General features: G+C 65.5%; 27 protein-coding genes. 20 read left to right on the plus strand and 7 right to left on the minus strand.

Annotation, left to right across the window (positions count from 1 at the left end; translation table 11 throughout):
• The first annotated feature begins 281 nt into the window (after nucleotides 1-281).
• Entirely contained in the window at nucleotides 282-1,535 is a 1,254-nt protein-coding gene (locus ACYVO7_RS24770) for a flavin-containing monooxygenase (protein ID WP_460452439.1), read from the plus strand.
• A gap of 128 nt (nucleotides 1,536-1,663) precedes the next feature.
• Here the strand turns inward: ACYVO7_RS24770 and ACYVO7_RS24775 are convergent, their stop codons facing one another.
• The 3 genes from ACYVO7_RS24775 to ku form a co-directional block, all read right to left on the minus strand.
• Nucleotides 1,664-2,665: a methyltransferase gene (locus ACYVO7_RS24775; protein ID WP_460452440.1), complete on the minus strand. Its 1,002-nt coding sequence runs from the start codon at nucleotides 2,663-2,665 to the stop codon at nucleotides 1,664-1,666.
• 1,007 nt (nucleotides 2,666-3,672) lie between these two features.
• Nucleotides 3,673-3,897 carry a hypothetical protein gene (locus tag ACYVO7_RS24780; RefSeq protein WP_460452441.1) on the minus strand — a complete coding sequence of 75 codons (225 nt, stop codon included), beginning with the start codon at nucleotides 3,895-3,897 and terminating at the stop codon, nucleotides 3,673-3,675.
• A 3-nt stretch (nucleotides 3,898-3,900) separates the two neighbouring features.
• Complete coding sequence (gene ku, locus ACYVO7_RS24785) at nucleotides 3,901-4,794, minus strand: non-homologous end joining protein Ku (RefSeq protein ID WP_460452442.1); 894 nt, start codon at nucleotides 4,792-4,794, stop codon at nucleotides 3,901-3,903.
• 140 nt (nucleotides 4,795-4,934) lie between these two features.
• Between ku and ACYVO7_RS24790 the strand changes: the two genes are divergently transcribed.
• The 5 genes from ACYVO7_RS24790 to ACYVO7_RS24810 all read left to right on the plus strand — a co-directional run bounded on the left by ACYVO7_RS24790 (nucleotide 4,935) and on the right by ACYVO7_RS24810 (nucleotide 7,728).
• A complete protein-coding gene (locus tag ACYVO7_RS24790; protein ID WP_460452443.1) occupies nucleotides 4,935-5,129 on the plus strand; it encodes a DUF3606 domain-containing protein in 195 nt (64 codons plus the stop codon).
• Between the two features lie 135 nt (nucleotides 5,130-5,264).
• Nucleotides 5,265-5,750: an ATP-dependent DNA ligase gene (locus ACYVO7_RS24795; protein ID WP_460452444.1), complete on the plus strand. Its 486-nt coding sequence runs from the start codon at nucleotides 5,265-5,267 to the stop codon at nucleotides 5,748-5,750.
• Nucleotides 5,708-6,037, plus strand: coding sequence for a hypothetical protein (locus ACYVO7_RS24800; protein WP_460452465.1), 330 nt, complete (start codon nucleotides 5,708-5,710; stop codon nucleotides 6,035-6,037). The genes ACYVO7_RS24795 and ACYVO7_RS24800 overlap by 43 nt, the downstream gene beginning before the upstream one ends.
• A 68-nt stretch (nucleotides 6,038-6,105) precedes the next feature.
• Nucleotides 6,106-6,258 (plus strand): hypothetical protein, encoded by a 153-nt coding sequence (locus ACYVO7_RS24805; RefSeq protein WP_460452445.1) that lies wholly within the window; start codon nucleotides 6,106-6,108, stop codon nucleotides 6,256-6,258.
• A gap of 1,242 nt (nucleotides 6,259-7,500) precedes the next feature.
• Nucleotides 7,501-7,728, plus strand: a complete 228-nt coding sequence (locus tag ACYVO7_RS24810) for a DUF6894 family protein (protein WP_460452446.1) — start codon at nucleotides 7,501-7,503, stop codon at nucleotides 7,726-7,728.
• A gap of 357 nt (nucleotides 7,729-8,085) precedes the next feature.
• Here the strand turns inward: ACYVO7_RS24810 and ACYVO7_RS24815 are convergent, their stop codons facing one another.
• Both ACYVO7_RS24815 and ACYVO7_RS24820 read right to left on the minus strand, forming a co-directional pair.
• Nucleotides 8,086-8,433 (minus strand): VanZ family protein, encoded by a 348-nt coding sequence (locus ACYVO7_RS24815; RefSeq protein WP_460452447.1) that lies wholly within the window; start codon nucleotides 8,431-8,433, stop codon nucleotides 8,086-8,088.
• A gap of 327 nt (nucleotides 8,434-8,760) precedes the next feature.
• A complete protein-coding gene (locus ACYVO7_RS24820; protein WP_460452448.1) occupies nucleotides 8,761-9,093 on the minus strand; it encodes a hypothetical protein in 333 nt (110 codons plus the stop codon).
• A 928-nt stretch (nucleotides 9,094-10,021) separates the two neighbouring features.
• Between ACYVO7_RS24820 and ACYVO7_RS24825 the strand changes: the two genes are divergently transcribed.
• From ACYVO7_RS24825 to ACYVO7_RS24855, 7 genes are all read left to right on the plus strand, one after another.
• Nucleotides 10,022-10,429: a response regulator gene (locus ACYVO7_RS24825; protein ID WP_460452449.1), complete on the plus strand. Its 408-nt coding sequence runs from the start codon at nucleotides 10,022-10,024 to the stop codon at nucleotides 10,427-10,429.
• Nucleotides 10,430-10,520: 91 nt separating this feature from the next.
• Nucleotides 10,521-10,751 (plus strand): hypothetical protein, encoded by a 231-nt coding sequence (locus ACYVO7_RS24830; RefSeq protein ID WP_460452450.1) that lies wholly within the window; start codon nucleotides 10,521-10,523, stop codon nucleotides 10,749-10,751.
• Between the two features lie 686 nt (nucleotides 10,752-11,437).
• The gene (locus ACYVO7_RS24835) at nucleotides 11,438-11,953 is read left to right on the plus strand and encodes a Cache 3/Cache 2 fusion domain-containing protein (RefSeq protein WP_460452451.1); all 516 of its coding nucleotides are present in this window, start codon (nucleotides 11,438-11,440) and stop codon (nucleotides 11,951-11,953) included.
• Between the two features lie 1,535 nt (nucleotides 11,954-13,488).
• Nucleotides 13,489-13,689, plus strand: a complete 201-nt coding sequence (locus ACYVO7_RS24840; RefSeq protein WP_460452452.1) for a hypothetical protein — start codon at nucleotides 13,489-13,491, stop codon at nucleotides 13,687-13,689.
• 74 nt (nucleotides 13,690-13,763) lie between these two features.
• Complete coding sequence (locus ACYVO7_RS24845; RefSeq protein ID WP_460452453.1) at nucleotides 13,764-14,135, plus strand: hypothetical protein; 372 nt, start codon at nucleotides 13,764-13,766, stop codon at nucleotides 14,133-14,135.
• A 180-nt stretch (nucleotides 14,136-14,315) separates the two neighbouring features.
• Nucleotides 14,316-14,564, plus strand: coding sequence for a WGxxGxxG family protein (locus tag ACYVO7_RS24850; RefSeq protein ID WP_460452454.1), 249 nt, complete (start codon nucleotides 14,316-14,318; stop codon nucleotides 14,562-14,564).
• A gap of 1,442 nt (nucleotides 14,565-16,006) precedes the next feature.
• Complete coding sequence (locus ACYVO7_RS24855; RefSeq protein ID WP_460452455.1) at nucleotides 16,007-16,123, plus strand: alpha/beta hydrolase fold domain-containing protein; 117 nt, start codon at nucleotides 16,007-16,009, stop codon at nucleotides 16,121-16,123.
• Between the two features lie 562 nt (nucleotides 16,124-16,685).
• Here ACYVO7_RS24855 and ACYVO7_RS24860 read toward each other — a convergent pair.
• Nucleotides 16,686-17,303 (minus strand): hypothetical protein, encoded by a 618-nt coding sequence (locus tag ACYVO7_RS24860; protein WP_460452456.1) that lies wholly within the window; start codon nucleotides 17,301-17,303, stop codon nucleotides 16,686-16,688.
• A 1,170-nt stretch (nucleotides 17,304-18,473) separates the two neighbouring features.
• Between ACYVO7_RS24860 and ACYVO7_RS24865 the strand changes: the two genes are divergently transcribed.
• From ACYVO7_RS24865 to ACYVO7_RS24895, 7 genes are all read left to right on the plus strand, one after another.
• Nucleotides 18,474-18,707, plus strand: a complete 234-nt coding sequence (locus tag ACYVO7_RS24865) for a DUF6894 family protein (RefSeq protein ID WP_460452457.1) — start codon at nucleotides 18,474-18,476, stop codon at nucleotides 18,705-18,707.
• A 386-nt stretch (nucleotides 18,708-19,093) separates the two neighbouring features.
• A complete protein-coding gene (locus ACYVO7_RS24870) occupies nucleotides 19,094-21,019 on the plus strand; it encodes an AI-2E family transporter (RefSeq protein WP_460452458.1) in 1,926 nt (641 codons plus the stop codon).
• A gap of 414 nt (nucleotides 21,020-21,433) precedes the next feature.
• Complete coding sequence (locus tag ACYVO7_RS24875; protein WP_460452459.1) at nucleotides 21,434-21,709, plus strand: hypothetical protein; 276 nt, start codon at nucleotides 21,434-21,436, stop codon at nucleotides 21,707-21,709.
• A 269-nt stretch (nucleotides 21,710-21,978) separates the two neighbouring features.
• Nucleotides 21,979-22,248, plus strand: a complete 270-nt coding sequence (locus tag ACYVO7_RS24880) for a response regulator (RefSeq protein ID WP_460452460.1) — start codon at nucleotides 21,979-21,981, stop codon at nucleotides 22,246-22,248.
• A 974-nt stretch (nucleotides 22,249-23,222) separates the two neighbouring features.
• A complete protein-coding gene (locus tag ACYVO7_RS24885) occupies nucleotides 23,223-24,461 on the plus strand; it encodes a hypothetical protein (protein ID WP_460452461.1) in 1,239 nt (412 codons plus the stop codon).
• Nucleotides 24,462-24,469: 8 nt separating this feature from the next.
• The gene (locus tag ACYVO7_RS24890) at nucleotides 24,470-24,994 is read left to right on the plus strand and encodes a hypothetical protein (RefSeq protein ID WP_460452462.1); all 525 of its coding nucleotides are present in this window, start codon (nucleotides 24,470-24,472) and stop codon (nucleotides 24,992-24,994) included.
• Nucleotides 24,970-25,806 carry a hypothetical protein gene (locus ACYVO7_RS24895; RefSeq protein ID WP_460452463.1) on the plus strand — a complete coding sequence of 279 codons (837 nt, stop codon included), beginning with the start codon at nucleotides 24,970-24,972 and terminating at the stop codon, nucleotides 25,804-25,806. Before ACYVO7_RS24890 ends, ACYVO7_RS24895 begins: the two co-directional genes overlap by 25 nt.
• Here the strand turns inward: ACYVO7_RS24895 and ACYVO7_RS24900 are convergent.
• On the minus strand, nucleotides 25,775-26,518 hold the full coding sequence (locus ACYVO7_RS24900) for a hypothetical protein (RefSeq protein WP_460452464.1): 744 nt from the start codon (nucleotides 26,516-26,518) through the stop codon (nucleotides 25,775-25,777). The genes ACYVO7_RS24895 and ACYVO7_RS24900 overlap by 32 nt on opposite strands.
• Between the last annotated feature and the right edge of the window lie 104 nt (nucleotides 26,519-26,622).

Consider the following 26,622-nt stretch of genomic DNA (forward strand, 5'->3'; position numbering starts at 1 on the left):
ATCGGTGATCCTCTGGTCAGGTGCGTGTGTCGCAACCCGACCCTACCCGGAGATCGCCGGTGACCACCGATCAGCTACACCACCGCTGGGGACACGACCCGCATTCACGCTGGCCGGCTCGTTGACGGTGCTCTTGACGGCACCCGCGTCCAATCCGCCCAGGAGAGGCAGCGTTACAAGTTTGAAATCGAAAGCCGTCCAGGCCGGGGCGCTGTCGCGGCGCCTGTTTTTTGCGAGGTCATGAGCGTAACGATTGGTGATCGGCGTTAGAGGAGGATCGAATGCCGCTCCCCAGTTCAAGTGATGTCGTGGTGATCGGCGCTGGTTGGGCCGGCTTGGCCGCAAGCTGGCGGCTCAGACAGGCCGGTGTTGACCACGTCATCCTGGAGAAAGGCCGAGTCGGAGAGACCTGGCGCACACAGCGGTGGGACTCCTTTCTTATGAACCTGCCGAACTTCGCCGCGCTCATGCCGGGGAAGCGTTATACAGGTGATGAACCTGACGGCTTTCTGAACCGCGACGAGTTCGTCATCCAGCTCGAGCACTATGTCGCTCGCAACCGACTCCCGCTGCTGACCAAAGTTCACGTGACCGAGCTTCTAGGCGGGCCAGGGGGCTTCCGCATCGTCTCAAGCGAAGGCGAGACACAGGCCCAAGCCGTCGTGGTGGCGACAGGTAGCCTGAACAAGCCGGTTCGGCCGAGCTTCTCGCCTGACGTTCCGTCCCGCATCTTGCAGATGGACGCCTCTGAATACCGAAATCCCGACCAACTTCGTCATGGGGCGGTGCTTGTTGTCGGTGCCGCCCAGTCCGGCGGGCAGATTGCCGAGGAACTCGCATGGGCTGGTCGCGAGACATACCTCTCCACAGGACGGGTCGGACGCATGCGGCGCAGCTATCGCGGACGCGACATCGTCTACTGGTTGCTTCGCTGCGGATTGTTCGACGTCCCGAGGAGCGACTTTCTCGACCCTTTGGGTCGCGGGCTGGCGGGCCGGCCTCTGCTCGGCGCAGGCCACACGATTAGCTTACAATCACTGAGCCACGCAGGCGTTCGTCTGCTTGGAAGGGTGACCGGATCCGAGGGACCAGGCGTCCTCACAATCGCTGACGACCTCGTCAGCAACATCGCCTTCGCCAATGAATCTTCTCGCGGCTTCATCGAATTGATCGAGCGTTACATCGCCCAAGCTGGCGTGGTCGCACCTCCCGCGGAGCCCGAAACGGCCGAGGACTGCGAACCGATAATCGACGATCCGCCGATTCTTTCGTTTGAACTTCAGGCTCACGACGTGAGTGCCGTGATTTGGTGCACGGGTTTCCGCGGCGACTACGGCTGGATCAAGGTGAATGGCTGCCTCGACCGCTCCGGGCAGCCCCTGCAAGACAATTGCGTTTCGCCGATTCCGGGTCTGCTGTTCGCTGGAATAGACTTCGGCTCCACCCGGAGATCTGGAACGATGCTGGCCGCCGAGCAGGAGTCCGCACGTATAGCGAATGAGATCATCCGGGTTTTGGGGAGCGCCAGGCGGTGATCTTGCTCCCACACTGTCCGCGAGTGAAAGAAAGGCACACCTGCCAGACTACTTCCGCCCTGTTTAGCTGGCCTGGGCTTCTCTTTAAGGGGTCGCACCCGTGACCTGCGACTGCAACCCCGTTCTGCTCACTGTCCGGCATCACCTGCGTGTGACGCCTCGAGGATATGGATCGGCGCCCCCGTAGGGATGATCCTCAAAAGCGACAGGCCGGCCTTCTCGAAGAGCGCCGCATACCCGTCTTTGCTCCGCTCCAGGCCACCCGTGACAGTGAGCATCGTGAGGTCGATGAGTTTGATCGTGGCGTAATCGTCCCCGAGCGGCACCAGGGTTTCGGCGACGAGAAGCCGCCCATGCGCCGGCAACACACGCCGAACCGCCTCGAGGATCGCGACCGATCTCTCGTCGTTCCAATCGTGAATGACCTTTTTCAGGATATAGACGTCGGCTCCCTCCGGCACGCTCTCGAAGAAATCCCCCGTGACGAATGACGTTCGCGGGAGCGGGCCACCGACCCCTTTCTGCGCCTCGGCGACGCCGCTCGGGAGATCGAACAGGATGCCGCCGAGGTGGGGGTTGCGGGCGAGAATATTCGAGAGGAGCCGGCCATGGCCGCCGCCGATGTCCGCCACGACGGAGAAGGGCGAGAAGTCGTAGGCCGCGGCGACAGCTTCGTTCAACCCGCGTCCATAGGCCACCATGGCCGCTTGGAAGACCTCGGCCGCTTCGGGGTTCTGGCCGAGCCACGCGAAGCGCGGTTGCCCGAAGACCCGCTCGAAGGTCGGTTCACCAGTCTGAACGGCGTGAGCCAGTTCGGCAAAGGCGCGGTAAGGCTCCGCGTTGAGCATGCGCAGGAACTCGCGCGGCCCGCGGCCGGAGCGCAAGGCGTCGCCCACCGGGGTTAGCCCGAAGACGCCAACGGGCCCCTCGCGGAACACCCCTTCGGCACACAGCGCCCTCAGCACGCGGGTGAGCGCTCCGGCATGCACGCCGCACTCGTGCGCCAGATCGGCGGCGGAACGCGGGCGCGCCACTAGCTTTTCGGGGATGTCGAGATCGGCGGCAACCTTGAGGCACTGCGATATTGCGAAGCCAAAACCGAGACGCGTGAGTTGCTCTTCGGGGGTCATAGGCCAACTCCTCTGCGGAACCACAGATCAGAGAATGGCACAAACGACGGAGTGCCGGTCATAGCAGGGCCGGGCCGTTCTCTCTGGGGTCGACGGCCTAAGAGCCAGCACGCCGGGACAGCCCGTTTCGGTTGGGCCGGTCGCAGGCATTGCTGCCCCCCTGCTGCGGGGCTTTGACGGTGTTCGATCATACCCAGACGCGCCATACGCGGCACATTCGGTCGGTCAAGGTGGTGCTTGCTCCGGACGCGCGGTAAGGGGGACGAAGGAGACGCCTTAAGCCTCCCAGACTACGGACCTCTGGCGAGGCCAGCACGTTGGTCCCGATAGGCAGCGAGCAGCGGAGGTGGGACATGGGCCACAAAACGCCTACCGACCGGGAGGAAGGGCCGCCCAGCTAGTCCCTCCGTTAACGCCAAATTCCTCTGCGTCGGCCTGCCCGCTGGCGCAGGGCTTTTCATGGGCATTTCAAGTCATAGGCATTGAGCGATGGCGAACGGAGCAGCCGGGCTGGCATTTATTGAGAGTTGCCAGTCAGGACCGAGCCGACCGTAAAGAATATGATGGGGTCGAATATGGTGAAGAAGCGGGTGCTCGTGGTTGATGATGAGTATTGGCCCGCCGCCGCCGCCGCCGATGCGCTCAGCATGATGGGCGCGACCGTGGTGGGACCGGCGCGGACGGTCGCTACGGCGCTAGCGCTCGTAGGCAACGTCGCCTTGGATGCGGCCGTTCTCGACGTCAATCTTGGCGATGATCTCAGCTTTGCCGTAGCCCCCTGGTGTCGCAGCGCGCGAGCACCTCCGATGCATCGACATCCAGACGAAGGACGCAGGGGGTGCCTCAATGCCCTTCGAACCGCCCAGCGAACCAGCACGCCACATTCAGCCGTGACGTCCACGAGATCTGTGCGGCGGCCTGCTCCCGTGCGTCTTCGCTCTTCACGATCACCCCACGCCAGATGCGGAGCGGCGGTTGCCGCTGTGATTGGCTCCTGAATCGGCGGGTCATCGCGGTCGTTTGCCATCCTCCTCAAGCGCGTCAGACAGCGCCTCGAGCTCGTCCGCCGGATGTGGGGAGATCGAGTAGGTCGGCTCGATCGCTTCGATCCTGGGGAGCGCCTCAGGGCACCTAGCCGACCGATTGAGGAGCCTGTCGGCCTCGCGGATATGGATCGCCGCTTGGGCGAGGGCGGTGGCGGCCTCGTGCTTGCTGACCTGGAAGCGAGGCATGTCTCACCCCCGCTTCCGTGCGCTGCCTTTGGCCTTGGCGGGCGCCGGCGCTTTCTCCTTCGTGCTGCGGGCCTTCGACGCCGCGATGGGCTTCGGCTTGGCTTCGGCGACGGCGGCGCGCTCGGTCTCCAGGCTCTTGCGCAAGGCATCCATGAGGTTGACCACGTTCTGCGGCCGAGGAGCCGCGGCGGCCTCCACGACAGGAGCGCCGGCCTGCTTGGACCGCAGCATCTCGACCACGGCCGCTTCGTAGCGGTCCTCGAACTCGGCAGGAACCCAGTGCCCGGCCTTGCGGTCCACGATCACATGCGCGAGGTCCTTCATCTCGGCTGGGATCGTCAGGTCGGGGATGTCCTCGAAATAGGCCGCGGCGTCGCGGACCTCGTAGCCGTAGCGCAGCACAGTCCCGAGCAGCCCCTTGTCCCAGGGCTCGATCATCAGGATCCGCTCGCGGCGGGCGATCACCACCCGGGCGAGCGCCACCATGCCGCTGTCGCGCATAGCTTCGCGGATAACGGCAAAGGCCTCCTGCGCCACCCGGTCGTCAGGCGCGATGTAGTAGGGCGCGTCCATGTAGCGGGGGTCGATCTCGGACCGCGGCACGAACTTCTCAATGTCGACCGTGTGGGTGCTCTCGATCTTCACCGCGTCGAGCTCGTCGTCCTCGACCAGCACATAAGCGTTCTTCGCGACGGCGTAGCCCTTCACCTGGTCCTCGCCGGGCACCTCCTCGCCGGTGTCCGGATCGACATAGATCCGTTTCACCTTGTTCCCGGTTTGCCGGTTCAGGGTGTTGAACGACACGCGCGAGGACGAGCTGGAGGCGGGATAGAGGGCGACGGCGCAGGACACCAGGGAGAGCTTGAGATAGCCCTTCCAGTTCGCACGAGGAGCCATTCTGGCCCTCCTTAAAACGCAACGCCGCAACTGGCCGACTCAACCTTGGCCTCAGCGATTCGTTCCGCTCGCCCGTGGGGCGTCCGTTGTTGGAACTGCCTGGAAAGAGTCCGTGTTTTCCGTGGGAAGGAGACCCGACCATGGCAGACGATCCGACCAAGCGAGGCGGCCAGGACCGGCAGCGCGTTAACGTCCATCAGCGTTATGAACTCGACTACTGGAGCCAGAAGTGGGGCGTGACCCACGAGCAGCTCGAGGCCGCCGTGAAGAAGGTGGGCGACAGAGCCAAGGCCGTGGCGGACGAACTCGGGAAGGATCACCACGAGCCGGGGTAGGAGGTGCGTCCGCCCGTCCCCGCCCACAAACGCCGAACGCCGCCAGGCTTCATTGCGCCGTGTCTAGCCTGCCCGGCCGATGGCGTTCCGAAGGGGCCGCTCTGGATCCACCAGCCCAAGCACGATGGCTTTAGGATGATATGCCGCCGCGCTGACACAGTGAGCCGCCTGTGGAGCCGAAACGCCCTCAACTGGACCCAGAGGCTCCCCAGGATCGCGACGGGGCTCCTAAGCCTTCCCTGTGACTCTTGCGTGCTCGACGGAGAAGCGGTGGTTCAGCTCCCGGACGGTCGCGACGACTTTCATGCGCTCCGGTCAGCCGCCGGCGCCCGCCATGCGATCCTAATGGCCTTCGCCATCTTGGAACTAGATGGCCAAGATCTCCGCCCGTGGCCTCTGTCAGCGCGCCGCGCCGTGCTTCGGCAGCTCATCGAGCCGGAGCCTGTAGATGGTGTGGCCTATGTCGACGAGACTGACGCGGACGGCGAGGCGCTGCTCCGTCACGCCTGCGCCATGGGCTTGGAAGGCATCATTTCAAAGCGCTGGGATAGCCCCTACCGGTCGGGAAGATCGCAGACATGGCTCAAGTCGACGTGTCCGAACTACGTGCGGCACGGTTAGCCCCGCGACCGAAACACATGGCACTATACAGCTGGTATGTTCCGGAACTCACACAGCGGGATGCCATTGAATCTACGCCGGAGGCTTTGCGCTCGGTGGAGGATGAAAGGGCGATGTTTAACGACGTGAAGTCGCTACAGGGGCGCATGCAGTTCTTGGGCGACGAAATCCTCGGTCTGCTGGACCGGGCCGACCAGGCCCAGACGCTGGAGGAGGCGCGAGAGATCATCAAAGAAGCGCGGCGGCAGATCGAGCTTATTCTCGACCTTGCGTCGCCTGAGGATTAGCTCGCTCATGAAGCCGTTCACTCGGAAACTAACGCAGATCAGTTTTGAGGAAAGACGAGCTGGTCCACATGCTGAAGCTTACTGGGCAGACCATCCCGGCCATCATCATTACGGGAGAGCCCGAGAAGGCCATGCAACTCACCGGCCGCAATGGCGACTGGCTCAGGAAGCCCTTCACGGCCGAAGACCTGCGCGAGCGGATCGTCGCCGCCTTGGCCTGAAGCAGCACCGGCGCGACTTCAACGGGGACCGCCGCCTCGGACGGCCGCGGTCCGCCGGCGCCCTCGGGTTTCATTGGCCTGGGAAGCCCAGGGACAGGCCAAACCTGACATCCTTGTCGACGGCGCGCCCCGGACCTCGACCCATCAAGGTGCGAGAAGGCGTGTGTTCGGGCACGACGGGGCCGATGCGCGGAGCTGTTGCACTCCGTTTCGCGGCTGGAGGACTTCCGAAGGGATCGCGATCCCGGCTGTTCAGCTTCACCTTCGCGTCGGTGTTTTTTGAAAGGGGCAGCGTCACAGCCGCATCGTCATCGTCGTCGTCGTCGGCTCCAACGACGGACGGCCTCCCAGCAGTACCTGGCGCCTTAGTAGCCGTCCCCTTTGTTTGGGCGCTCGACTCTCTTGCTGACGCGGGGCGGAAAGGCATCTCGGATCCAATGGCTGGCGCCGGAAGCGTGACAATTAGAATGCTGATGACGAGGGCCGCTGAACGGAGCTGCACTTGGATCTCTTAGTGAGTAGAGGCGATGGGCCGCCAGTGCGGCGGGTGTTGCAGATTTCAATTTGATCGAAGCGAAATTAAGGGCACCCCTGAGCCGTCAACAGACGGAACACTGCAATGCGGAAGCTTTCGATCGCCATTCTGCTGCTGAGCGCCTCCCCCTGCTCCGCTGACTGGCGCTACTGCCTCGCTCAGGACGCGCCAGGCAAACGCGTCTACTATACCGACCCGTTCGAGACGGCTCACAATGTCGATAGGCTTGAGAGGGCGTTCAACGCCTGGCTCGCTGAGAAACGATTGGGGCATTCCTGGGGAATGTGCCCGAGAGCGTTCTCGCCCCGCGGGCCCTCGCAGCATGTCCAAGCCGCCCTTCGGTACAATCAGCATATCGGCCTGGAGCCGGCACGAGTTGGGTGGCCTACGGAATAGGCCGATGTCAGCAAAAATCATGCAATCAGCCAAGAGACTGCCCTGAGCCTTGGGTCAGCATTCTTGATGCAAACTTAGCCACGAGAGCCCTTCCGCTACAAAGCCTTCCGAGCGATCGCCCTGGCCCGCCTGTGGCGAAGCGGCATCGGCTAGCGCTGTCGCGGTCGTTTCCCGGTGACCAGGGCGGCCACTCAGTCACTCCACAGGGCGTCTGGCACTCGCTCAGCCTCGAGGAGCGACGTCAAGGAACGTTCTCCGCTCGACTGAGGTTTTCAAGGCGCCGAATTTGGCTTTACCGAGCGGAGCTGCCCATGCGCTACTTCTTCGACATCGTAAGCTCGCGAGGCCACAAGCGGGATGACGAGGAAGATGAGTTGGACGGGCTGGTCAGCGCGCGTAGGGAAGCATTCCTCACCCTTGCGGAGCTGGTGCGGTATAACAATCTTGTTACTGACGGTGAGGCTACTCTTGGGGTGAGGGACGCCTCTGGCACGGCCTTATTCGTCGCTCGTATGAGGTTGGAGTTGGTTTCAGGGTAAACGTGGCCGACCAGCTGACCGGGCGCGCTGATCGCAGCTGGACCGCCTGGCTGACGGAGGCTGTCGGCGACTTCACCTTTGGGGAATGGGTCCGGCTGGGGCGCATCACCCAGGCGAAGGCGGACTGGCTCCTGGCGGCCCTGGCTGCGGTCGAGCAAAGAGCCACGTGGCGATCCTGCGCCAGCTCGCGACCCAACTCCGCAGATTAATCCTGACGCGCGTATCCTGGCCCGTGTGGCCTCACGGCGGACCGAAGCGTGCACACCATCATGCGGTCAGCAGGGCGCGAGGAAGATGCATCTACGCTGGAGCACGGGCCTGTGCGCGTCGCGCCGTGGCGCCACGACGCGCGCCTGGCTACCAGATCGAATTCCGTTGTGTGCCGAGAGCCATTGACGAAAGAGCGCCCAACGCTCCGGCCAGGGCTTTGATCTCGAAGTCCTCAATCCGCCCATGACGGGTGGCCGAGAAATTCTGAGCGACTTCCAGCCCCGCAGCCCCGACCACAAAAGCCGCCAGAGTGACGAGCCTGTGGCGCGGATAGGCGAGTCCAAACATCAATCCAACCAGACCAAAGGCCGCGAAGCGCTCCAGGTCAGCAGGCAGCCCTGTGCTGGGTCGAAAGCCGATGGGGCAGACAGTCACGACAACGATGGCGAGCGCGAGCAGCCAGGCCAGGACGCGGGCAACGCGGATCAAAGTCACTCTGAACACTCGCGGAATATTGGAAGGCGATCAGCTCCGCCATGGCCTTCGCCTGGTCTGGCGACACCATCACGCTGCCGGTGCTGCGCTACCCGGTGCTGTAGGCATAGCGATAGGCGAGCTAAGCTCCGTCGGCGCCGGCGACGCGAAAGCCGGGATGGCCGGGATTTTCGCCCTCCGCCGCTCAATGAGCGCCGCGTGGGCGGCAGCTTGGAGTTAGCCGGCCCGCTTCGCGACCGACGCGGATCACCGTCGGACGGCGCGAGTCGACTGTATGACGGCGGGATCTCCGCCACTTGGCGCTTGGCGCCCGTTGAAACGGATGCCCTAATCGCAGACACGCACGACGCGATATCCAGCCAAATCACCCCAGTCGTCATAAACCGGCTGGCGCTCGCGGTAACATGAGCGAACATAGGCGGGGGCGGCGTAGTAGGTCAGGGCGCCATAGTACCCATAGGCCGGAGCGCCATAGACAGGGGCGGCAAAGGCTCTGTTACCGTTCGCGATCACGCCGCCTGCGATCGCCCCAGCAGCGAGTCCGCCGAAGAGAGCGGCATTGCGCCCGTTCCGGGCGGAGGCTTCGGTTGAGGTAGCCACCGCAGCCGTCGCAAGCGTTAGGCCCACTGCGCACAAGGCGCGGATTGTCGTTGAGCTCATCTGGTCAACTCCCAGCTTAGGATGTGCGATATATGCCGTGACAACGCTGAACGAGGGCGGAAGATCTTATTCACCAACGGTTCATCGTGCTCCTCCGGCGAACCCAGGCTTGCCGAGCGCGACGAATTTAGCCGTGCTACGAGGTCCCAGCACCGACTCGCCTCAACGAACCAGTTGGACAGCGTCCTGACGGAGTGGCTGACTGCCCAGGGACACCTAACTGCCGATTAAAGTCGTCGCGCTTAGGATGCGCCTAGCCGACAGCCCTTAACCGTGAGCCAGATCAACTTGGACCTGATCTGGCAGTTGCACGAAGCGGCGCTGGGTGCAGTTCGGCCTGTCGTTGTGGAACAAACGCAGATCCGAAGGGTTAACGCAGGCAACACGCTGTTCGCATGGCGTTGCAACGAGAGAAGCCCCGCGGATGCAGAGACGCGGGGTTTCTTTTGTGGGCAGGCTCTTACTTCCCTGCCGAAAGCTACGGAAGGTTGGACGAGAAACCCTGCACCAACTAAGGCCCCGCCGCGGCCGCATCCTCGCGCAGGTTTTGCGTTAGGCGACGCTCGGGCTGATGCTCTGAGAGCAACCAGGCGGGGTTCGATCACGCCAGTAGGCGCGCCAAAGCGGGACGAGGCCTCCTGCGTCCCCGGTGGGAATGCAGCAGATCCGACCTCGTGCATCAGATCCGGCAAACTGGCGATCAACTTGGCCATGGCCTTGGCCTGGTCAGGGGACATCATAACGCTGCCCGTGCTGCGGTACCTCGTGCTGTCCCCATAGCAATTCCCCGCCATGCTCAGCCACTTTGGTGCCCGCCACGTCTAAGTAGAAGCCCATATAACGCCATTTTTATATATGAATTCTCTCAAATATCGAAGCTACTGATTTGGACGCTAACTCGTTTTCGGCGTCGCCCAGAGCGCCTCTAATGTCCCTAGAGCAACGTCCGATTGTCCTACTGGCTGAGGACGACAGCCTCGTCGCCTTCACCTGCGAACATGAGCTGTGCGACGCTGATTTCGATGTCGCTGGCGCATTTCCGAGCTGCTCTAAGGCACTCGAGTGGCTGGCCGCTAACACCCCAGATTGCGCTGTCCTCGATGTGAGGCTTAGCCAGAGCTATTGCACCGAGTTGGCGAACGAACTGACCCGGCGCCGCGTCCCGATCGTCGTGTTTTCGGGCTATCCCGAACACGCCTGCCCGGTTCAGTTCGAATGGGACGCCTGGGTCGAGAAGCCGAACCTTCGCGATCTCCCCAATGCTATCCGCGGCGCAATCAGCCGCGCCTCGGGTCCGACAGTTCCAATGGGCGGCCAAGTGGGCTGGGCAGGCTGAACCTCTACGAGCAGGTGTGTCTTTCATCCACTCGCGGACAGTGTGAAATAACGGCAAGCTGTGTCTCTGCTCTGAAGAGAGTGGATCGACTATGTCCGGCACTGTGCTTCCCGCCCTGGGGCTCGCCCTCCAGAACAGGTTGAACAACGTCGTCGAGGAAGACCTGCCCGACGAGTTCGAGCGGCTCCTGGCTATGATGGCCGAGGCGAAGGCTTCATGCGAAAATGGCCTGGCGAACAAGCAGGTCGAAGCGCACCAGATGATCTGGACTTGGCGTCCCCGCCAGCCTGACGCGCTATGTATTCAGTCGATGACGAGATGATTTCCGCCGCCCTGGACGGTCCACCCCATGCCGGCGGGCTTCCGCGTGTCCGACGGGAACGGCTGTTGGCTCGGGTACATCTACGGCGACGCCGCCGGCGACCGCAGCACGGGCAGCGTGACGATGTCGCCGGCACAGGCAGAGGCTATGGCGGAGTTGGTCGCGCGCCTGCCCGAGAAGGTCACGGAAGGGCGTAGCGAGTTGCCACCGGGGCTGCGCGGCCCGTTCGCGGTCGAGGAGCGGAAAAACTGGTTTTCCGTCACCGACGCCAGCGGCATTCGGGTTGCCGCCGTCTATTACGATGATCCCGAAGCCGGCGAACTCACACGCGATAAAGCGCGGCGTATCGCGGCCGGAACATACGCATCTCCGCCTCCCACTGACGGGCGCGGCCGAAAGCCATCAGGAAGCCGAAAGGGCACCGGCGGCGCCAGACCTACGTGTTATTGGCACCACCCGGGCACGTGCTGCGCAGAGACCTTCAGAAGTCCCGCCGGCGAACCGGACCGAAGTTGCGGCTTTCTCAGTTCAAGCTGCCCCCACCTGTCGAACGACGATCACTCCCCCGGCTGGGCGAGGCCGTGTGGGTCGATTGACAAAAACGGAGATTGGATCTGGAATTTTCCGTGCGGGTCTCCAGCCCGATGCTGCCGTAGCACGCGCTGCGAGGCTCAGGGGAGGCTACCATGGACAAAGCCGTCTTCGTGTGGGCGCTGGCCTTGGCCGGGGCTTTGGCCGGAGCCCCCACGCACCTGCAGGCCCAATCCGCCGCCGATGTTCAGGCCGCGATGCAGCTCCTCAAGGCCAAGACCGCGCAACTCGGCACCCCAACCCTCAAAGGGGAGGAGGAGGTCGAGGGTCGCAAGACGCCGATCCTGTATTTCGGGACGACGAGGATGAACGGCGACTTCGCCCTGGTCGACGCAGTCCAGAAGGAGAAGGGAGGCACGGCTACCCTGTTTGTGAAAACGGGAGAAGACTTCGTCCGCATTGCGACGAATGTGAAGAAACCCGACGGCTCTCGCGCGGTCGGAACCCTCCTGGACCCGAAGGGCAAGGCGATTGCGGCTCTTCGGAGGGGCGGTAAGTTCGCTGGTGAGGTCGATATCCTCGGCAAGCCGTACCTCACCGCCTATGAGTCCATGCAGGACGCTCGCGGTGACGTGATCGGCATCTACTACGTCGGTTACCTCAAGCAGTAGCGGCCGCGCATTCCGGCCTCACGTCCACGGCGCGCCCACGGTCCAGAAGGCTTCGTGATCACGTCTGGCGAAGGACGGCAGGTCGCCTGGGTCTACTGGGACACCCCTGCCGCCGGCGACCTCACCCGCGAGTCAATGCGGAGGCGTCCTTTCTCGGCGAGCGTCAAAATCCTGCGATGCGGGCCGTCCAAATTTGTTGCCTGTGTGAAAGATCGGGTCGACAGACAACGTTCGATGCCCGCTAGATGGGCCGGAGCATCCACGTGAGCACGGCAAGGTAGCGCAAAAATAAACCCCGTCGCGGGGCGGGGCTTAGGTGCTTTTGGGGTGCGCTCGGAGGGAACCGAGCACCTCAGCTTATCGTCGTTCGAGCCGCCGCCATAGCCCGCCTGGACTAGCATCGAGCGATAAACGCCGGAGATGCCGGAGACCGTCACTGGGAGGGCAGAGAGGCGCATGATGCCACCCGCGATGCGCCAAGCCTCGTCTACGCCGAAGCTCTCGAACGGCAGGGTTTCGTCGACTGGTCTAACGACGGGCAGCATCTCGTTTTTCATCTTACGGCCGAGGGTGGCCATCGGCTCCGACAGCTGGAGCGAGAGCGGGTCGGCCGAGAGGCACGGGAAGGCGCATCCTAGGCGACGACTTCAATCGACAGTTAGGTGTCCCTGGGCAACCAGCCACTCCGTCAGGACGCGGCGAAGAAGATCCGAACGATTGGGCCGTGCGGGATCGCCAACTCGAGCGCTGTCCAAAGCCTCAGCCTGTTCTGACGTGAGGTACACCCAGGTTTTCACGTCGAAGACGCGCCCAGGAGGGCGGCCGCGCCGAGCTCTGGCCGATGACATTGTGGCGTCGTCCTTCATGTAATTCTTACCGTCCTGGCTAGCGTCACTGCCCGGGGCGCGCCGAAGTTACCCTACGCGCTGCCACCCTGGTAGCCGTCCCAATCCTAGTAGAAACCCCTAAACGCCATTTCGGCATATCCATTCGCTTACTAGACGCTATCTCTTTTCCGGCGTCGCCCAGAGCGCGCAATGTCCCTCGAGCAACGTCCGGTTATCCTGCTGGCTGAGGACGACGGCCTCGTCGCCTTCACCTGCGAACAGGAGCTGTGCGACGCTGATTCGATGTCGCCGGTAGATTTTCAAGCTGCTCAAAAGCTCTCGAGTGGCTGGCCGCGAACACCCCCAATTGCTCTGTCCTCGACGTAAGGCTAAGCCAGAGCTATTGCACCGAGTTGGCGAACGAACTGACCCGGCGCGGCGTCCCGATCGTCGTATTTTCGGGGTATCCCGAACACGCCTGTCCGGTTCAGTTCGAATGGGACGCCTGGGTCGACAAGCCGAACTTTCGCGATCTCCCCGATGCTGTCCGCAGCGCCCTCAGGCGCGCCTCGGGCGCGACAGTTCCGGTGGGCCGCCAAGTCGGCCGGGCAGACTGAACATCCACGAGCAGGTGTGTCTTTCATCCCCTCGCGGAGCGTGTGAAATAACGGCAAGCTGTGTCGCTGCTTCGAAGAGACTGGATCGACCATGCCCGCCACTGTGCTTCCTGCCCTTGGTCTCGCGCTGCAGAACAGGATCAACGACGTCGTCGAAGAGGACCTTCCCGACGAGTTCGAGCGGCTCCTGGGGATGTTGGCGGAGGCTGAAGCTTCTGGCGAGAGTGACTTGCCGAACAAGCAGGTCGAAGCCCTCCAGCTCGTCATCGAACTGGCCATTCCGCCCGCCTAGAGACCGAAGGCCGCTGCTCGTCTATATCCCGGACGATGACGCGCCGCTTTCCGCCGCCCTGGACCGTCCACTCCATGCCCGCGGGCTTCCGCGTCGCTGACGCTACCCGCTGCATATTGGCCTACTGCTACGGCGACAGCACCGGCTACCGGAGCACCGGCAGCGTGATGATGTCACCCAACCAAGCCAAGGCCATGGCCGAGTTGATCGCCAGCCTGCCGAACCTCATGCACGGCGTCGAATCGGCTGCGCTGCCGCCCGGCCTTCACAGCCCCTTTGAGGTCGAGGATCGGCGGACCTGGTTCTCTGTGACCGACGCCAGCGGCATTCGCGTCGCGGCGGTCTATTTCGGCGACCCTGAAGCAGGGGATCTCATACGAGACGAGGCTCGCCGCGTCGCCGCCGGTATTTCGCGACTGCCCGATTTGGTTGAACGGCTGCAATAAGGCCATTCGTTGTACCCGCGTTTTCAATCGGCGGGCTAGGTGCCCTGCGCGCCAACCACTCCGTCAGGGCGCGGCGGAGAAGATCCGAACGACTGGGCCGCGCGGAACACCCATGAGCGATCCAAGGAACGGCGGCGTGGCCCTAACGTTGACGGGGGAAGGTCCTGAGAGGATTTCAACATGTCAGTGTTTCGCGCCGGTCTATTGGCCTCTGTGGTTGTCCTCGGGAGCATCAGCGCTCCAATAGCCCAGACCACCGCGCCAGGAACCAACCCCCCCGCCACTGCAGCCCCTGTTCGCCACGACGATGACAATAGGCATAACTGGGGCTGGGTCGGCCTCGTGGGGCTGTTGGGCCTCGGTGGGCTGATGAAGCGATCGGAGCGCCGCATCGCGAGCACAGATGCAACTCGGCAAAATCGCCCGTAGGCTAAACCCTTCCCAGCTTAGCGGGATGGCCCCCGATCACGACGACGTGCACGGACGGGGAAAAGGCCGGTTGAAGCCGATTGCCAGGACGCGGGCCGATGAAGCTCGCGTTTCGCCTCGTCTGTGCGCCTCTAAAGTGGGCCGCCCCGAAGAGCGGCCCCAAGTCTAGGGAGGAAACGCCCAAGGAGGGCTGTGGCCATCGCTGGCCACATTCAAAAGGTAGGTTTTGGAGGCAGCGTGACAAGCGCCACTAAAAAATTTTTGCAAGGTCGTCGTTCTGTTCAACGCCGGTTCCTACGGCGTTCACTGAACTAGTACAGTTGCGATAAGCTGGGTTCCCGGCCTGTTCGACGCTTGGAGGCTATTGTCCGGGGCCTGTGCCGGCTTCCCGTGGTGGCGGCCAGCTCCTTAGAAATCGCCAACGAAGGACGCAAGACGATCCGAAAGGTTACACGGTCGCTTGCGGATCAAACGGGCTCGCGGCGGTTGCGCGATGGCGAAGCCGGCCACCGACAGATTTCGTTAACCCAGACCGGTCATAGCTTTTTATGGACAGGGTTCATGGAAATCAGATCGCTCCCCAACCTCGCCTTCAAGGCCGCATCGACCCCGCTAAGCCGTGTCGCTGGCGACGCCGTTCCCAGTCCGGATCAGCCGCGACCTCAGGTCGAACGCACCACCTTGGATCAACCGACGGGCACGATTGTACGGTCCACACTTGATGCCGAGACAGGGATCACCTTGTCCCAAAGTCCTGATCCGGTGATCCTGCGCCTTCGAGCCTTCGCGAAAGCCTATCTTCGCGATCGGAAGGCGGGCTAACCCAGACGCTGAAGGCCGAGGTCGCGCACCTCGTTGGCAGCAGAGCATCGGGCCGATCTGCGGCAAGAAAGGTCGCGGGCGGATCAGGCCATGGCCGAGCTGGCCAAGATGACTGAGCGCCTCCTAGAGCTGGAGCGCCAGCGATCTCGCCCGCCATTGCTGGTCCGTGACGCTGGGAAAGCAGGCGGCGGCTTGCCTGGCTGTACGTCAACCACTCGTCGCCATGTGGACGCCCGTCTGCGAGGGGTACGTTCCTCGTCCGACCATAGCCACGCTGCGCATCCGGCCGCCGAGAGTAGGTCTACCGACTTATGGACCTCCGGCAGGGCTTAAACGTTGACCCCGCTGGCAACGAACAGCGGAGGTGCGTGATGGGCCACCGAACGCCTACCGACCGGGGGGAAGGGCCACCCAGCCAGGTTATCGGTCTCAACGCCTAAGGTTCCCCTTTGTCCGCGAGCGTCGTAGACGCAGGGGTTTTTGTATGCGGTCCGCAACACGTACCGGTCCATCATCAGTCGTCGCTGACGCCACCCTGGAGTAGTAAGCTGGCTCGATCTCCTCAATCCTGGAGAGGGTCTCAGTGCACCTAGCCGAGCAAATTACGAAGCCGATCGGCCATGGCTATGGCCCATAAGACCGGGGCGATCGTGGCCAGCGTCGAATATCGTCACGCGCCGGAGAACAAGTTTCCGGCTGCGCACGAGGACGCCTTTGCGGCCTACCAATGGGCTTGAAAAACGAGCCCGGCTCTGATCCCATCGGCGCTCGGCGTAGCCAGCGCCTTCGCGTAGGCGATCCGGGATAGACCGGCGGTACGTCCGTCTGGTGAGAGCCCGTCTTGGTGCAAGCCGGCAGGATAATCCGGAGCTCTCAGCCTAGCCCGAGCCCTTCGGGAGCCCACCTTCCCGGTGAGCTCTTTGTTTGATGTTTGGTTGAGAGTCTGATCAGGGCGAGGCTGGCTATCGGCGTTGCTGTCGTCGCGGTCTGCCATGCGTTACCCGTTCGCGCGGAGAACTGACCATTCGGCCCCATCTACCGGTCGGAGGCCGCCACGAGGGAGTTCGTGGTGGAGCGCATGGGGCAGGCCCGGCAGAACTCCGTGCTTGTCGGCCGCATCGGCGGCAAGCCCGCCATCGCCCCACATCGTACGGGCGGGTCGGAGACGAGCGCCGGTCTAGATGACCCGCAGACTCGCTCCGTAATGGCGCAGACGGACTGGACAAAGCCCGAGGTCTTGGACGTGATGGACGTTCACAACGGCCCGCTTGAGGGCATGTGGCACTTCGACCGCTGCCGCTACTGCTGCGAGCCGCCGTCGCCGTCGCCGCCATGGATGCCGCCGCCACCCGCCGTCTCTCCGCCCGCGTGACCGCCGCTGTCCTCCATGCCGCTGTCGCCGCCCCCGCCCCAGCCGACGCCGGAGCCGCCGTAAGCATCGGCCCGGCGTAGGTCGCAGGATCGTTGCTCATGGCCGGAACGCCGCGCATCGCCGACGCCAAATCCGACGAACTGATGCCGACCGAATGGGCGAAGCCGGCGAGATCGGACGAGCCGCGTGTGTTGGAGAAGCCGGTCAGCCCCGGAACAGCACCCAGCGCCGACGCGAGATCGGCATTCGAGATGCCGGCGGACGAGGCGGAGCCCGCCAGATCGGAGGCCGTGGACGCGCGCGCCCCGCGCCGCTGGCTTGCGCGACCGGCGTATCAGCGTAGCCGCAGATAGACGGAACGGAGCCCTGGCGGCGGCGAGGTCCGGATGCCGTTGGACGAAGCGGAAGCCGGGCAGGTCCGACACCCCCGACAGGGCGGGCGCGCTGCCGACGCGAAAGCCTTTGTCGCCGAGGCCCGCCACGGACGGCAGCGCGCCCGAATGAAAGCCGTGGTCGCCCAGGTCCGTTGCCGGGTCGGTCTGCATGAAGTCGGGGACGCCGAAGCCTTCCAGGGCAGGCCCGGCGACCTTTTCGCATTGGGCGAGGGCCGAAACTCGCGCGTTCTTCCGTCGGACGCGTGAGCGCCGTCGCAGGCGTTCGCCGGCAGTGCTCGACGTGGATGGGTTTCGCCAGGTCCGCGGGGCTAGTCGCTCAAATGCGACCGAAAACGCTATGAACAGATTTATCCTTTGGGCGCACCGTGTCGTCTGTCGTCTCGCCAGTGTGCCGCCATGACCCCGATCCATCTTCCCATCGCCCGCAGTCAAGACGCGACCAGTGGTCCCGACTATGCGCTCGTGCGATCGCGGGCGGCCTGCGTCCCCGACGGCAGACCTGCGCCGCTTGGAGCCCAGTGGCTGATCGCACCGGCTCCCTCATTCAAGCCGTCTCACCCCGAACAGGCGTGATCGGATGGCGACCGCGCCGACGATGTCGTCCTTTGCGAACCGGCTCGCGACAGCATGTCAGGTTTGAAACGCCGCCCCGGAGACTTGGCTCCGCTGACGCTGCAGAGAAGGGCGCTGCGCTGGCTTTCGCTCGCCGACGCCTACTGCGCCGCGCGGGCAGGCTCCGCTTATGTCCGCCTCTCAAACCGGTCCTGGATTCTGCTGCGCGCCGATCTGCAACTAGCGACAGCTCATCTTGCAGGCGAGGGCGACGAGCTTGAGACCTGCGATGCGGTCCTTCTTCAAGGGCTGGCAATAATGCTAGAGCGAGTTTTGCAGTCTCTGGATCCTACGAGGCCCGATTTTCTAATGCGCGAGGGTGTCACGCTATGGGCCATCGTTCTGCGCCGGGCGCAGGTCGCTGGCGCCGCCTCGTCAGCGCCCAATCATTGAGTGCTCATCCAGGGCCGGCTGTGACGGCGGCGTTAGACAAAGAAGCGCCGCGCTAACCGCCATGATTGCTTCAGAAGCCTGACGCGCCCCGGACGGTCTCTAGCGTAGGCGCGCCCTTCTCCATCCTCGGCTGCGTCGTGCCCGGCGCCTGCAATGGGCCCAAATTTCCTGAGCCTTTGTATGTAGGCGCTGGTTCTCAGCCTGGGCCGAGCGGCAGCCGAAAGCGCGTGCCGCGGCGTCGACGCAAGTCAAGGAACGTTCTCCGCTCGGCTTCGATTTTCAGGCGCCGATGAGGCCTGACCAACGGAGCCCCCTATGCGCTACTTCTTCGACATCGTAAGCTCACGAGGCCACAAGCGAGATGAACAAGGGGATGAGTTGGACGGGCTCGTAAGCGCGCGCAAGGAAGCTTTCCTCACCCTGGCGGAGCTGGTTCGGTCCAACAATCTCATCGCGGACGGTGAGGCTACCCTTGAGGCTCGGGTGAGGGACGCCACGGGCGCGGCTTTATTCGTCGCCCGTATGAGGTTGGAGTTGATTTCCGGGTAACCCGCGTCCCCGGGATCGAGTATCCGCTACCTGCATGGCCGATAAGCTTACGCAACCGCCGCGCGCGCCGGCGACGCGACCGACGACTCAACGACGCCGGCGCGCTCAAAGCGCGCCCCAGCGGCCGGCGGTTGTCTTTGCGGCGACTCCGACGTGGCGGCCTCCTCGAGCCAACCGGGGATCGCCGCGGCTGAGGTCTAAGGGGTGGCGCCAGGGCCAGGCCCGCCGAGCCGCCCCGCGCTTCGATCCGGGGCAGGTCCGCTCCACCGTCAGTTATAGGAGTGATCGACTGGCCCGGAACGCCAGGCCTTGGTCGGTGGTTGGGATGGTTGATGACGCGTGGCTACGGCGGGGGTGGCAGGTTGACGAACATCGCAAGGCCCGTGATGCCCGAGGACGAGGGTCAATCGCTGGTGGGGGTGGCCTCGGCGACCTTCATTGCGGTGGTCATTGTCGCGAGCCTCTATCTGGGTCGCGACCTGTTCGTCCCTTTGTCGCTCGCCCTGCTCTTGAGCTTTGTCCTAGCGCCGCTGGTTCTGTTGCTGCAGCGGTTCGGCTCGCCGCGCGGGCTGGCTGTCATGCTCGTGGTGACGGTCGCATTTGCGGCGCTCTTTGCGCTCGCCACCCTCATGGGTCGTCAACTCACGCAGCTGGCCGCCGACCTGCCGCGCTACGAATCAACGATCAGAGCCAAAGTGAAGTCTCTGCGAGGCGCGTCAGCCGGAGACGGCACTCTGGAGCGCGCCGCCGACATGTTGCAGAGCCTTGGCAAGGAGCTTGAAAGGCCCTCGTCCGGGGCTGCTCCAACGGCTGCAGCAGCCGATGGAGCGGCGAGGTCGATCCAGGTCGTCGTCAGCCCACCAACGCCTGGCCCTTTGGAGAGCCTCTCCAGCCTGATCTCGCCTCTGCTGCATCCGTTAGCCACGACCGGCTTGATCGTGGTCTTTGTGATTTTCATCTTGGTGCAACGCGAGGATCTGAGAAACAAGCTGATCAAGCTCGGCGGAACTCACGACATCCAGCGAACGACTGCCGCCCTCAATGACGCAGCTCTGCGGCTCAGCAGGCTTTTCCTGGCGCAGCTTGCGATCAACAGCGCTTTCGGCGTGATCATTGGCGTAGGATTGTGGGCCATAGGCGTGCCAAGCTACGCCCTCTGGGGCATCCTGGCGGCGATTTTGCGCTTTGTGCCCTATATCGGGGCCGTCATCTCGGCCGCCTTTCCCCTGACCCTGGCGGCTGCCGTCGACCCCGGATGGAGCATGCTGATCATGACGGGGCTCCTGTTCTTGATCGTGGAGCCGGTCGTGGGTCATGGAGTGGAGCCCGTTCTATTGGGGCAGAGCACCGGCCTGTCCCCGGTGGCGGTGGTGCTCGCGGCCGCCTTTTGGACATTGCTCTGGGGACCCATTGGGCTGGTGCTGGCCACGCCTCTCACGGTCTGCTTCGTCGTATTGGGACGACACATCGAAAGGCTCGCGTTGATCGACGTCCTCCTCGGCGACCGTCCGGCTCTGGAGCCGTGGGAGCTGCTATATCAGCGGTTACTGGCCGGCGATACGTCGGAGGCGGTGGAGCAAGCGGAAGAATTTCTGAAAGACCGCAGCTATGCGGATTACTACGACGGCATCGTGCTAAACGCCCTGGGCCTGGCGCAAGCGGACCTTTCGCTAGGCTCGCTCACCCCGCAGCGGGCCGAGAGGGTGCGCGACGCGGTGAGTGAACTCGTCAGCGACCTGCAACAGAATGGCGAGCCGCCGATCCTGCCCCATGAGCCGTCGGCGGCGAGCGTTGCGGCGCTGGAGGGCGAGGCCGCGGTCGGACACCGGAGCGACGACATGCCGGTCTTGTCGCCCAGCGATTTGCCCGGACCTTGGACCACGACCTGCCCTGTTTTATGCGTCGCGGCGAAGACGGCGGTGGATGAAGCGGCAGCGATCGTGATGGCCGATCTTTTGACCAAGCACGGTCTTGGCGCCCGAGCCACGGGCGTGGATATGCTCACCACCTCCAACCTCGTCAACTTGGATCTGAGCCAGACGGCCATGATCTGTTTGGTTAGCGTCGGCGCGCGTCATGAGGCGCACTTGCGCAATCTCGTTAAGCGGCTTCGCCGCAAGCAACACCGTTTGGCGTTTCTGATCGCTGTCCTCAGCGAGGATCCTCATATTGCGGCGGCGTTGCAAACGGCCTCCAAAGCCGATTGGTCCGCCGCGGATTTCCGCAAGTCCTGCGCCGCTTGCATCGCGCAGGCCCGCGCGCTGACAGACCAGTCGGCGACCTTGGCGCCAGCTTCAACGAAGGCCGGATAGACGGACTCCTGGGGCTGTCTGAGTAGCGCAAGCCAGCACAGGCTGTTTTTAGCAAATAAAGGTTAATGGTCGGAAGGACGGTCGAGGAAAACGATGTTCATCGTGCTGGACTGACTGAGTCCCTCTCGCATTACACTTCTCGAAGGGACGCGGGGGGAGGCGAGAGCGAACGAGCAGAACAAATCAATCGCCTTGAATTGTGAGCCATCCTTTGACTGGGCTCGTGCGCACCGCAGCGGTTCGGCGCCACCATCGCCGATGATCGCTGGACAGCCATGAACCACTTTGACCGCTCTGACTGGCTCCGGGATCAGTTGGATCATCTCGAAACGCGAGCGGTGGCTTTTATCGCTTAACTTGGCCGACGACGCCCGAGCTTGAGCCATTGACGCGAGAGGATCCAGCGTTAACGCGTTGACATCAAGCCTGCTTTCACTTTCCTTTCGGCGCAGCGACGTTCAGATCGAATCGCCGGGGATCGCCTTGAAGAGCAAAGGGCTGACCACGAAGCCGGGTTGCGAACGTCAAGTTTACGACGTTCTGAAATCTGAGCTCGAAAACGCCGGATCTCTATATTTGCCCCGTCGAAAATGGGAGGAGATGGACCTGGCCCGCCGCGAGCAATGGCTGCGGGTCGAACTCATCCGATTGCGCGAACGCCTCCAGGCTGAGCGCGACGCCGACCTTTGAAACGTGACCCGCGGCGCCTTATGCCGGGCCGAGGCTGCCCCCGGACGGGGCAGCGACATGGGCCAACGGCCCGCCCGAATGATGCTGGCTGTGCTGGCTGTGGCTGGCGCAACCGGCGGGCCGGCGCTGCGGTGCGAAGCGCGCCACCGATGCCCCAAAACTAGTCACACGCGGTATCATCAGCAGGATCCGATCTCGCGCCGCCAACGCTGTTGCGCCAAACTGGCTTTGTGAGTCGCGGCACGGGGTCACCGATGCGGAAGCATGTGATGCGGTGGCTTGATCGGCCTGGGGCCATCATAAATCCCACCTTATCTGTATTGATCGTCGATGACTTTGCGCCCATGCGAACGATTCTGGAGAGCATGTTGGTCGAGATAGGCGTTGTCGACTTCGATGGCGCCGCGAATGTGGCTAGCGCGCTCACCCGCATCCACGCGCGCCGCTATGACCTTGTTCCGCTCGACTCTTTGTTGGGCGACAAACCGGCGACCTTCTTCTGCAAGCGGTGGCCGCGCATCGCCAAACCATTCGGGTGATATATATGACGGGCGAGCCGACCCAGGCGGCGAGCCGCCTTCGCCAGGAAAGCAATTGGTTGCGCAAACCATTCACGACCGGAGAGCTGAAGACGCGCGTGCTCGCCGCGCTGTCAGCCTCATGAGGCTGAGCTTGACATCCGGCGGGCTAATTGTCGGTGACGAAAGCTCGCATGCCAGCCAAGGACGGTCGCCCAGGGAAGCGTTATGTCCCAGATGCAAGGGCTGTAAGCCAGGCGTGGGCGTCCGCCCGGCCGCTGTTCGGCGCATGCGACATCCGGGCGGCTCAGATCGTGGGATGACCAAGGCATGGCGACCGCAGCGGCGGATCCGGTGCACGCACTGCCCTGCCGGAGTGGCTGTCCGCCCCAGCGAGTCGCTCGTTTCGTCCGCGCCGCCGTGCATGGCCCAACGAAAGAAGCTCTCGTTGGGTGATCAGCCCAGCGAGAGCTTCAAGGACACAACAGAGAAGGTTATCCGGGTCGGCCGGCCGTCGAGCAGCCGCGCGATGCTGTCCATCGCCGCTTCCGGGTGAGCGGTCAAGATGCCCGGGCGAAACAAAGGCGGGGCCCAGCGGCCCCGCCCCAACCTCCTGCCTGGTGGCAGGACGTGATCGATCAAAACTTGTAATTTACGCCCACGCGGACCACGCCGGCGTCGTTGTTCTTGCCCGAGCTGACCGTGATCGGCACGCGCGCCGCGGTGTAGACGAGGTTCCGAAGGTGCGCCTGGCGGCGCCACGCACGGTTGCCGCCGCGACGACGGTGGGCCGACGCCGCGCGGGGCCGAGCAAAGTCGACCGGAAATGTCCGAGCGCCTCGCGTGCGCTGTGGAAAACAGCCTGGGCGAGCGCGCCGGAGGGCCGATGGGGCCGCGGCAGGCCTTGCCCAGCTCCGGCTTTCCGGACAATCTGATCCAGCGAGCCGGATGATTTGCGCCGGCTGAACTCCACCTGCTTTTCTGGGAGCTCAGCCATGACGCGCGACAGCCGCGACTCCGATCCGAACCGTCCCTCTCGTTCCGGCATGCGCGCCCGCCGCCAGGCGCGCGCAGCCGCGCCGCGCCGGCCGGCGCTGTTGCCCGGCGTCTGTGCGCGGAAGCGCGCAGCGCTGGCCGCCGCAATCTCCAGCCTGTATCCGCAGGCCGGCGTCATCGGCCGGCGCGCCGCCGCTGGGGCGGCCGACGACCTGGACTACGCCGCCATGATGCGCGGCGTGCGCGACGAGGCCACCCGCCTCGCGGCGATCGACCACATCGCCTGGCGGCTCATGAACGCGCTGCATTTGCAACCGGACGAGGAGCCGCGGCGCGAGGCGATCGTCCGCGATCTCGCCACCCGCTGGGCCGACCACGAGTTCGAGGCGGTCGCGGCCGTCCGGGACGCGCTCGGCCCCGAGGCGGACTTTGATCGGGTGCTGGCGCGCAGCGTCGTCTCCTATCTCGATCGCCACCTCAAAGTTCAATCCGTGATCGGCGCTTCGCAGCGCTGTGCCGTCGAGGGGGTGAGCCTGGTCAAGAGCGCGAGCGAAGCCGCCAAGGCGCGGACCGCGCCCGGCGAGCCGTCGCCCGATGCGCCGGCGCAGGGTCGGGATGTGACGGCGCCGATCGCGCCCTCGCCGCCCCCCGGCCGGAGCCTGCGCCGCACGAAGCGGCCGCATCCGCCGCAGCCGGGGCGACCGCGGGGTCGCGCTCCGAAGCCGGGCCATGCGCCGCAGCCCCCGCTCCGCATGGGGGCGCCCAAGGGCGGCGACCCGATGGGCAACGCGGCGGCTGAGGCCTCTTGCGCCGGCCTGTCCCGGTCGTCGGCGCCGGCTCACGACGCCGCCTTGGCCGCGCGCGACGGCGCGCCGGCCCAGTCCCCATCGCATCCCGGGCTCGCGGCGCCGGGGCGGTTCGACGAGCCTGATCAGCCCAACCACCCCGCAGGGCCGGGCCGGCGGCCCGGGCCCGCGCCGCGCTCGACCAAGGCCAAGAACCCGTCATCGGGCGGCGCCGACGGCGCCCCGCCGTCGCCCGAAACCACGCCTGGGCCGGCCGAAGCCCCCGAAGCCGCCGCGCGCGCCCCGGCCGCGACGCTGCCGCGGCGCCTGGCCGCTGCGCCGGCGGCGGAGGGCGGGCCGCGCCAGCCCGGGCCCGCTCCGTGGGTCCAAAGGCTGTCGCAGCCGGCCCGCCCTGCGCGCTGGAGCCCGCGCCGCCGGCCCACCTTCGACTGAGGGCCGCCATGACCGCCTCCGACAGGCGCATCGCCGCCAACCGCCGCAACGCCCAGTGCAGCACCGGCCCGCGCACCGAGGCCGGCAAACAGCGCAGCCGCTTCAACGCTCGCCGCCATGGCCTGACCGGGGCGCATCTTACCTCCGACGCGGGCGAGGAGGCGGCGGCGCTGGAAGCTGAGCTGCGGCGCGAATGGCCCGGGATCGCGGCCGCGGATGCCGCCGAGTTGGCCCGTCTGAGCGTGCTGGAGAGCGTCGCGCGGCAGGCGCGCTGGCCGCCCCCGCCGCCCGCGCCTTCGGCCGACCCGGGCGAAGACCCGACCGCCGCCCGCGCCTGGCTGGCCGCGGCGCTGCAAGCCATGCGGCTGCAGCGCTATGTCACGGCGCTGAGCCGGCGCCGCGCCGCCCTCATCCGCCGCCTGCTCGCAGCCGCCACCGCCCCCGAGGCCGCCGGCCGCCCCGCGCCGCCCACGCCATCCCTCCGTCCCCGCCCCAAGGGAGCCCGCTCATGGCCAACCAAACGCCGCCGCTAGGACGCCCGCCGCAGCCGTCCGACCACCGCAAGGAATGGACGGCCGACGAGCGGGCCGCCTGGAAGGCAAAGCGCGACCAGCATCAGGCAGCCTGGCGCACGCTGCGCGCCAAGCGGCGCCAGGCCTTGCAGACCAGCGACCTGGACGCGGCCCGGCAGGCCCTGGCGGCGGCCAAGAGGCTGGCCCGCCTGCAGGCCGGCGAACGCCGCGCCTGGGGCGTCGGGGCCCCGCCCGGAGTTGAGCTGCCGCAGCGCGCCGAGCGCCCGCTGTCCGACGCCGAATGGAGCGCCAGCCTGTCCCCTCGGTCGCGCCAGGCCTCCGTGGCGGCGACCCCCTGGCCCGGCCGCGTCAAGCAGCCGCGTCCGCCGCCGACGGCCGGATGGACGCCGGCGCAGTTCGACGACTGGGCGGCGCTGCAGGCGCAACAGCGGCGCGACTGGGACGAGATCGAGACGCTGCGCCGGCGCGCCGACGTCTGGGGCGACGACGCAGCGGCCAAGCTGGTCGAGGTCGCGATCGAGACGCTGCGCATCGCCCAGGACGGCGAGATCCGCGCCTGGGCCCAGACCGGGAGCGTCGACGACGACAAGCCATCGGCCCTGACCGAGGAGGAGCGCCAGGCCTTGATCGCCGAGTTCATGGACGCGTGGGACAGGCTCGCCGCGCTCAGCGCCAAGAAAGCCAAGGCCGCCGCCGCCGGCGCCTCGCCCGAGCCAACCCGCGGCGATCCCGGCGGGCCGACCGCCGATGCCGCCGGACCGGCCGCCGACGCCGACGCGTTCAGTCGGGAGGCTCTGAAGCGGCCGGCCTGATGCGGCGGGCGGAGGACGCTGGCTCCGCCGACGTGGGACTGTCCAGCGCGCGTCCCAGCGCGGCCGTGACCCGCGGGGTCAGGGCGCGGCACGCCTCAGGCGACTGCGCCGCCGACGCCAGCCGCAAGGCGGCCGCATCCTCCGAGCCGCCGAACTCGACGGAGACGCCGCGCCGGCCGCAGCTGATCCGCCAGCTTTGCGCCGCCGCCGCCAGCGGCATGGCCGTGGTCTCGCCGCAGCGGCCCGTGAGGGTCAGGACGCCGTCGCCGATCCGGAACGCCTCGTCAAGGCTGCGCCGCTCCTCGGCCGACGCCGCGGCCGGATCGACCAAGGCCGTGACCAGGTCGAAGCTGCGCCGGGCAGCCGCGCCGGCGCGGGCCGCGTCGCCCGGCTCGGCCGGATCGTCGGCGTTGGGCGCGGCGGCGCGGTCTGACCCCGACCAGACCAGAGCCCCAGCGCCCAGCGCCGCCAGCGCCAGGACCGCCGGCCAGGCGCGCCGCCGATGCGGGAGAGGGACCGGGCCGCTGCGGGCGCCGCCGAGGTCGGCGGGCGTCAGGGCCGGCGGCGGAGCCGGGCCGCAATCGGTCGACGCCGACGCGACGGCGCGGGCTACCGCGTCATCCGCCGCCATCAGGGCGTCGAGGGGAGGGCGGCGGGGCGGCGTCCGGGGCCGGCGCGGCGTCCGGATCTGCAGCGTCGACGTTCGCGTCATGGCGATCCTCCTCTGGGGCGGGGGGCGGCGCGTAGCGCCGGGTCAGCTCGCCGGCCAGGGTCCGCTTCCACGGCGAGGCGCGGCCGCAGGGCAGGGGCGTGGGC

This window comes from Alsobacter sp. SYSU BS001988, from assembly GCF_054796215.1.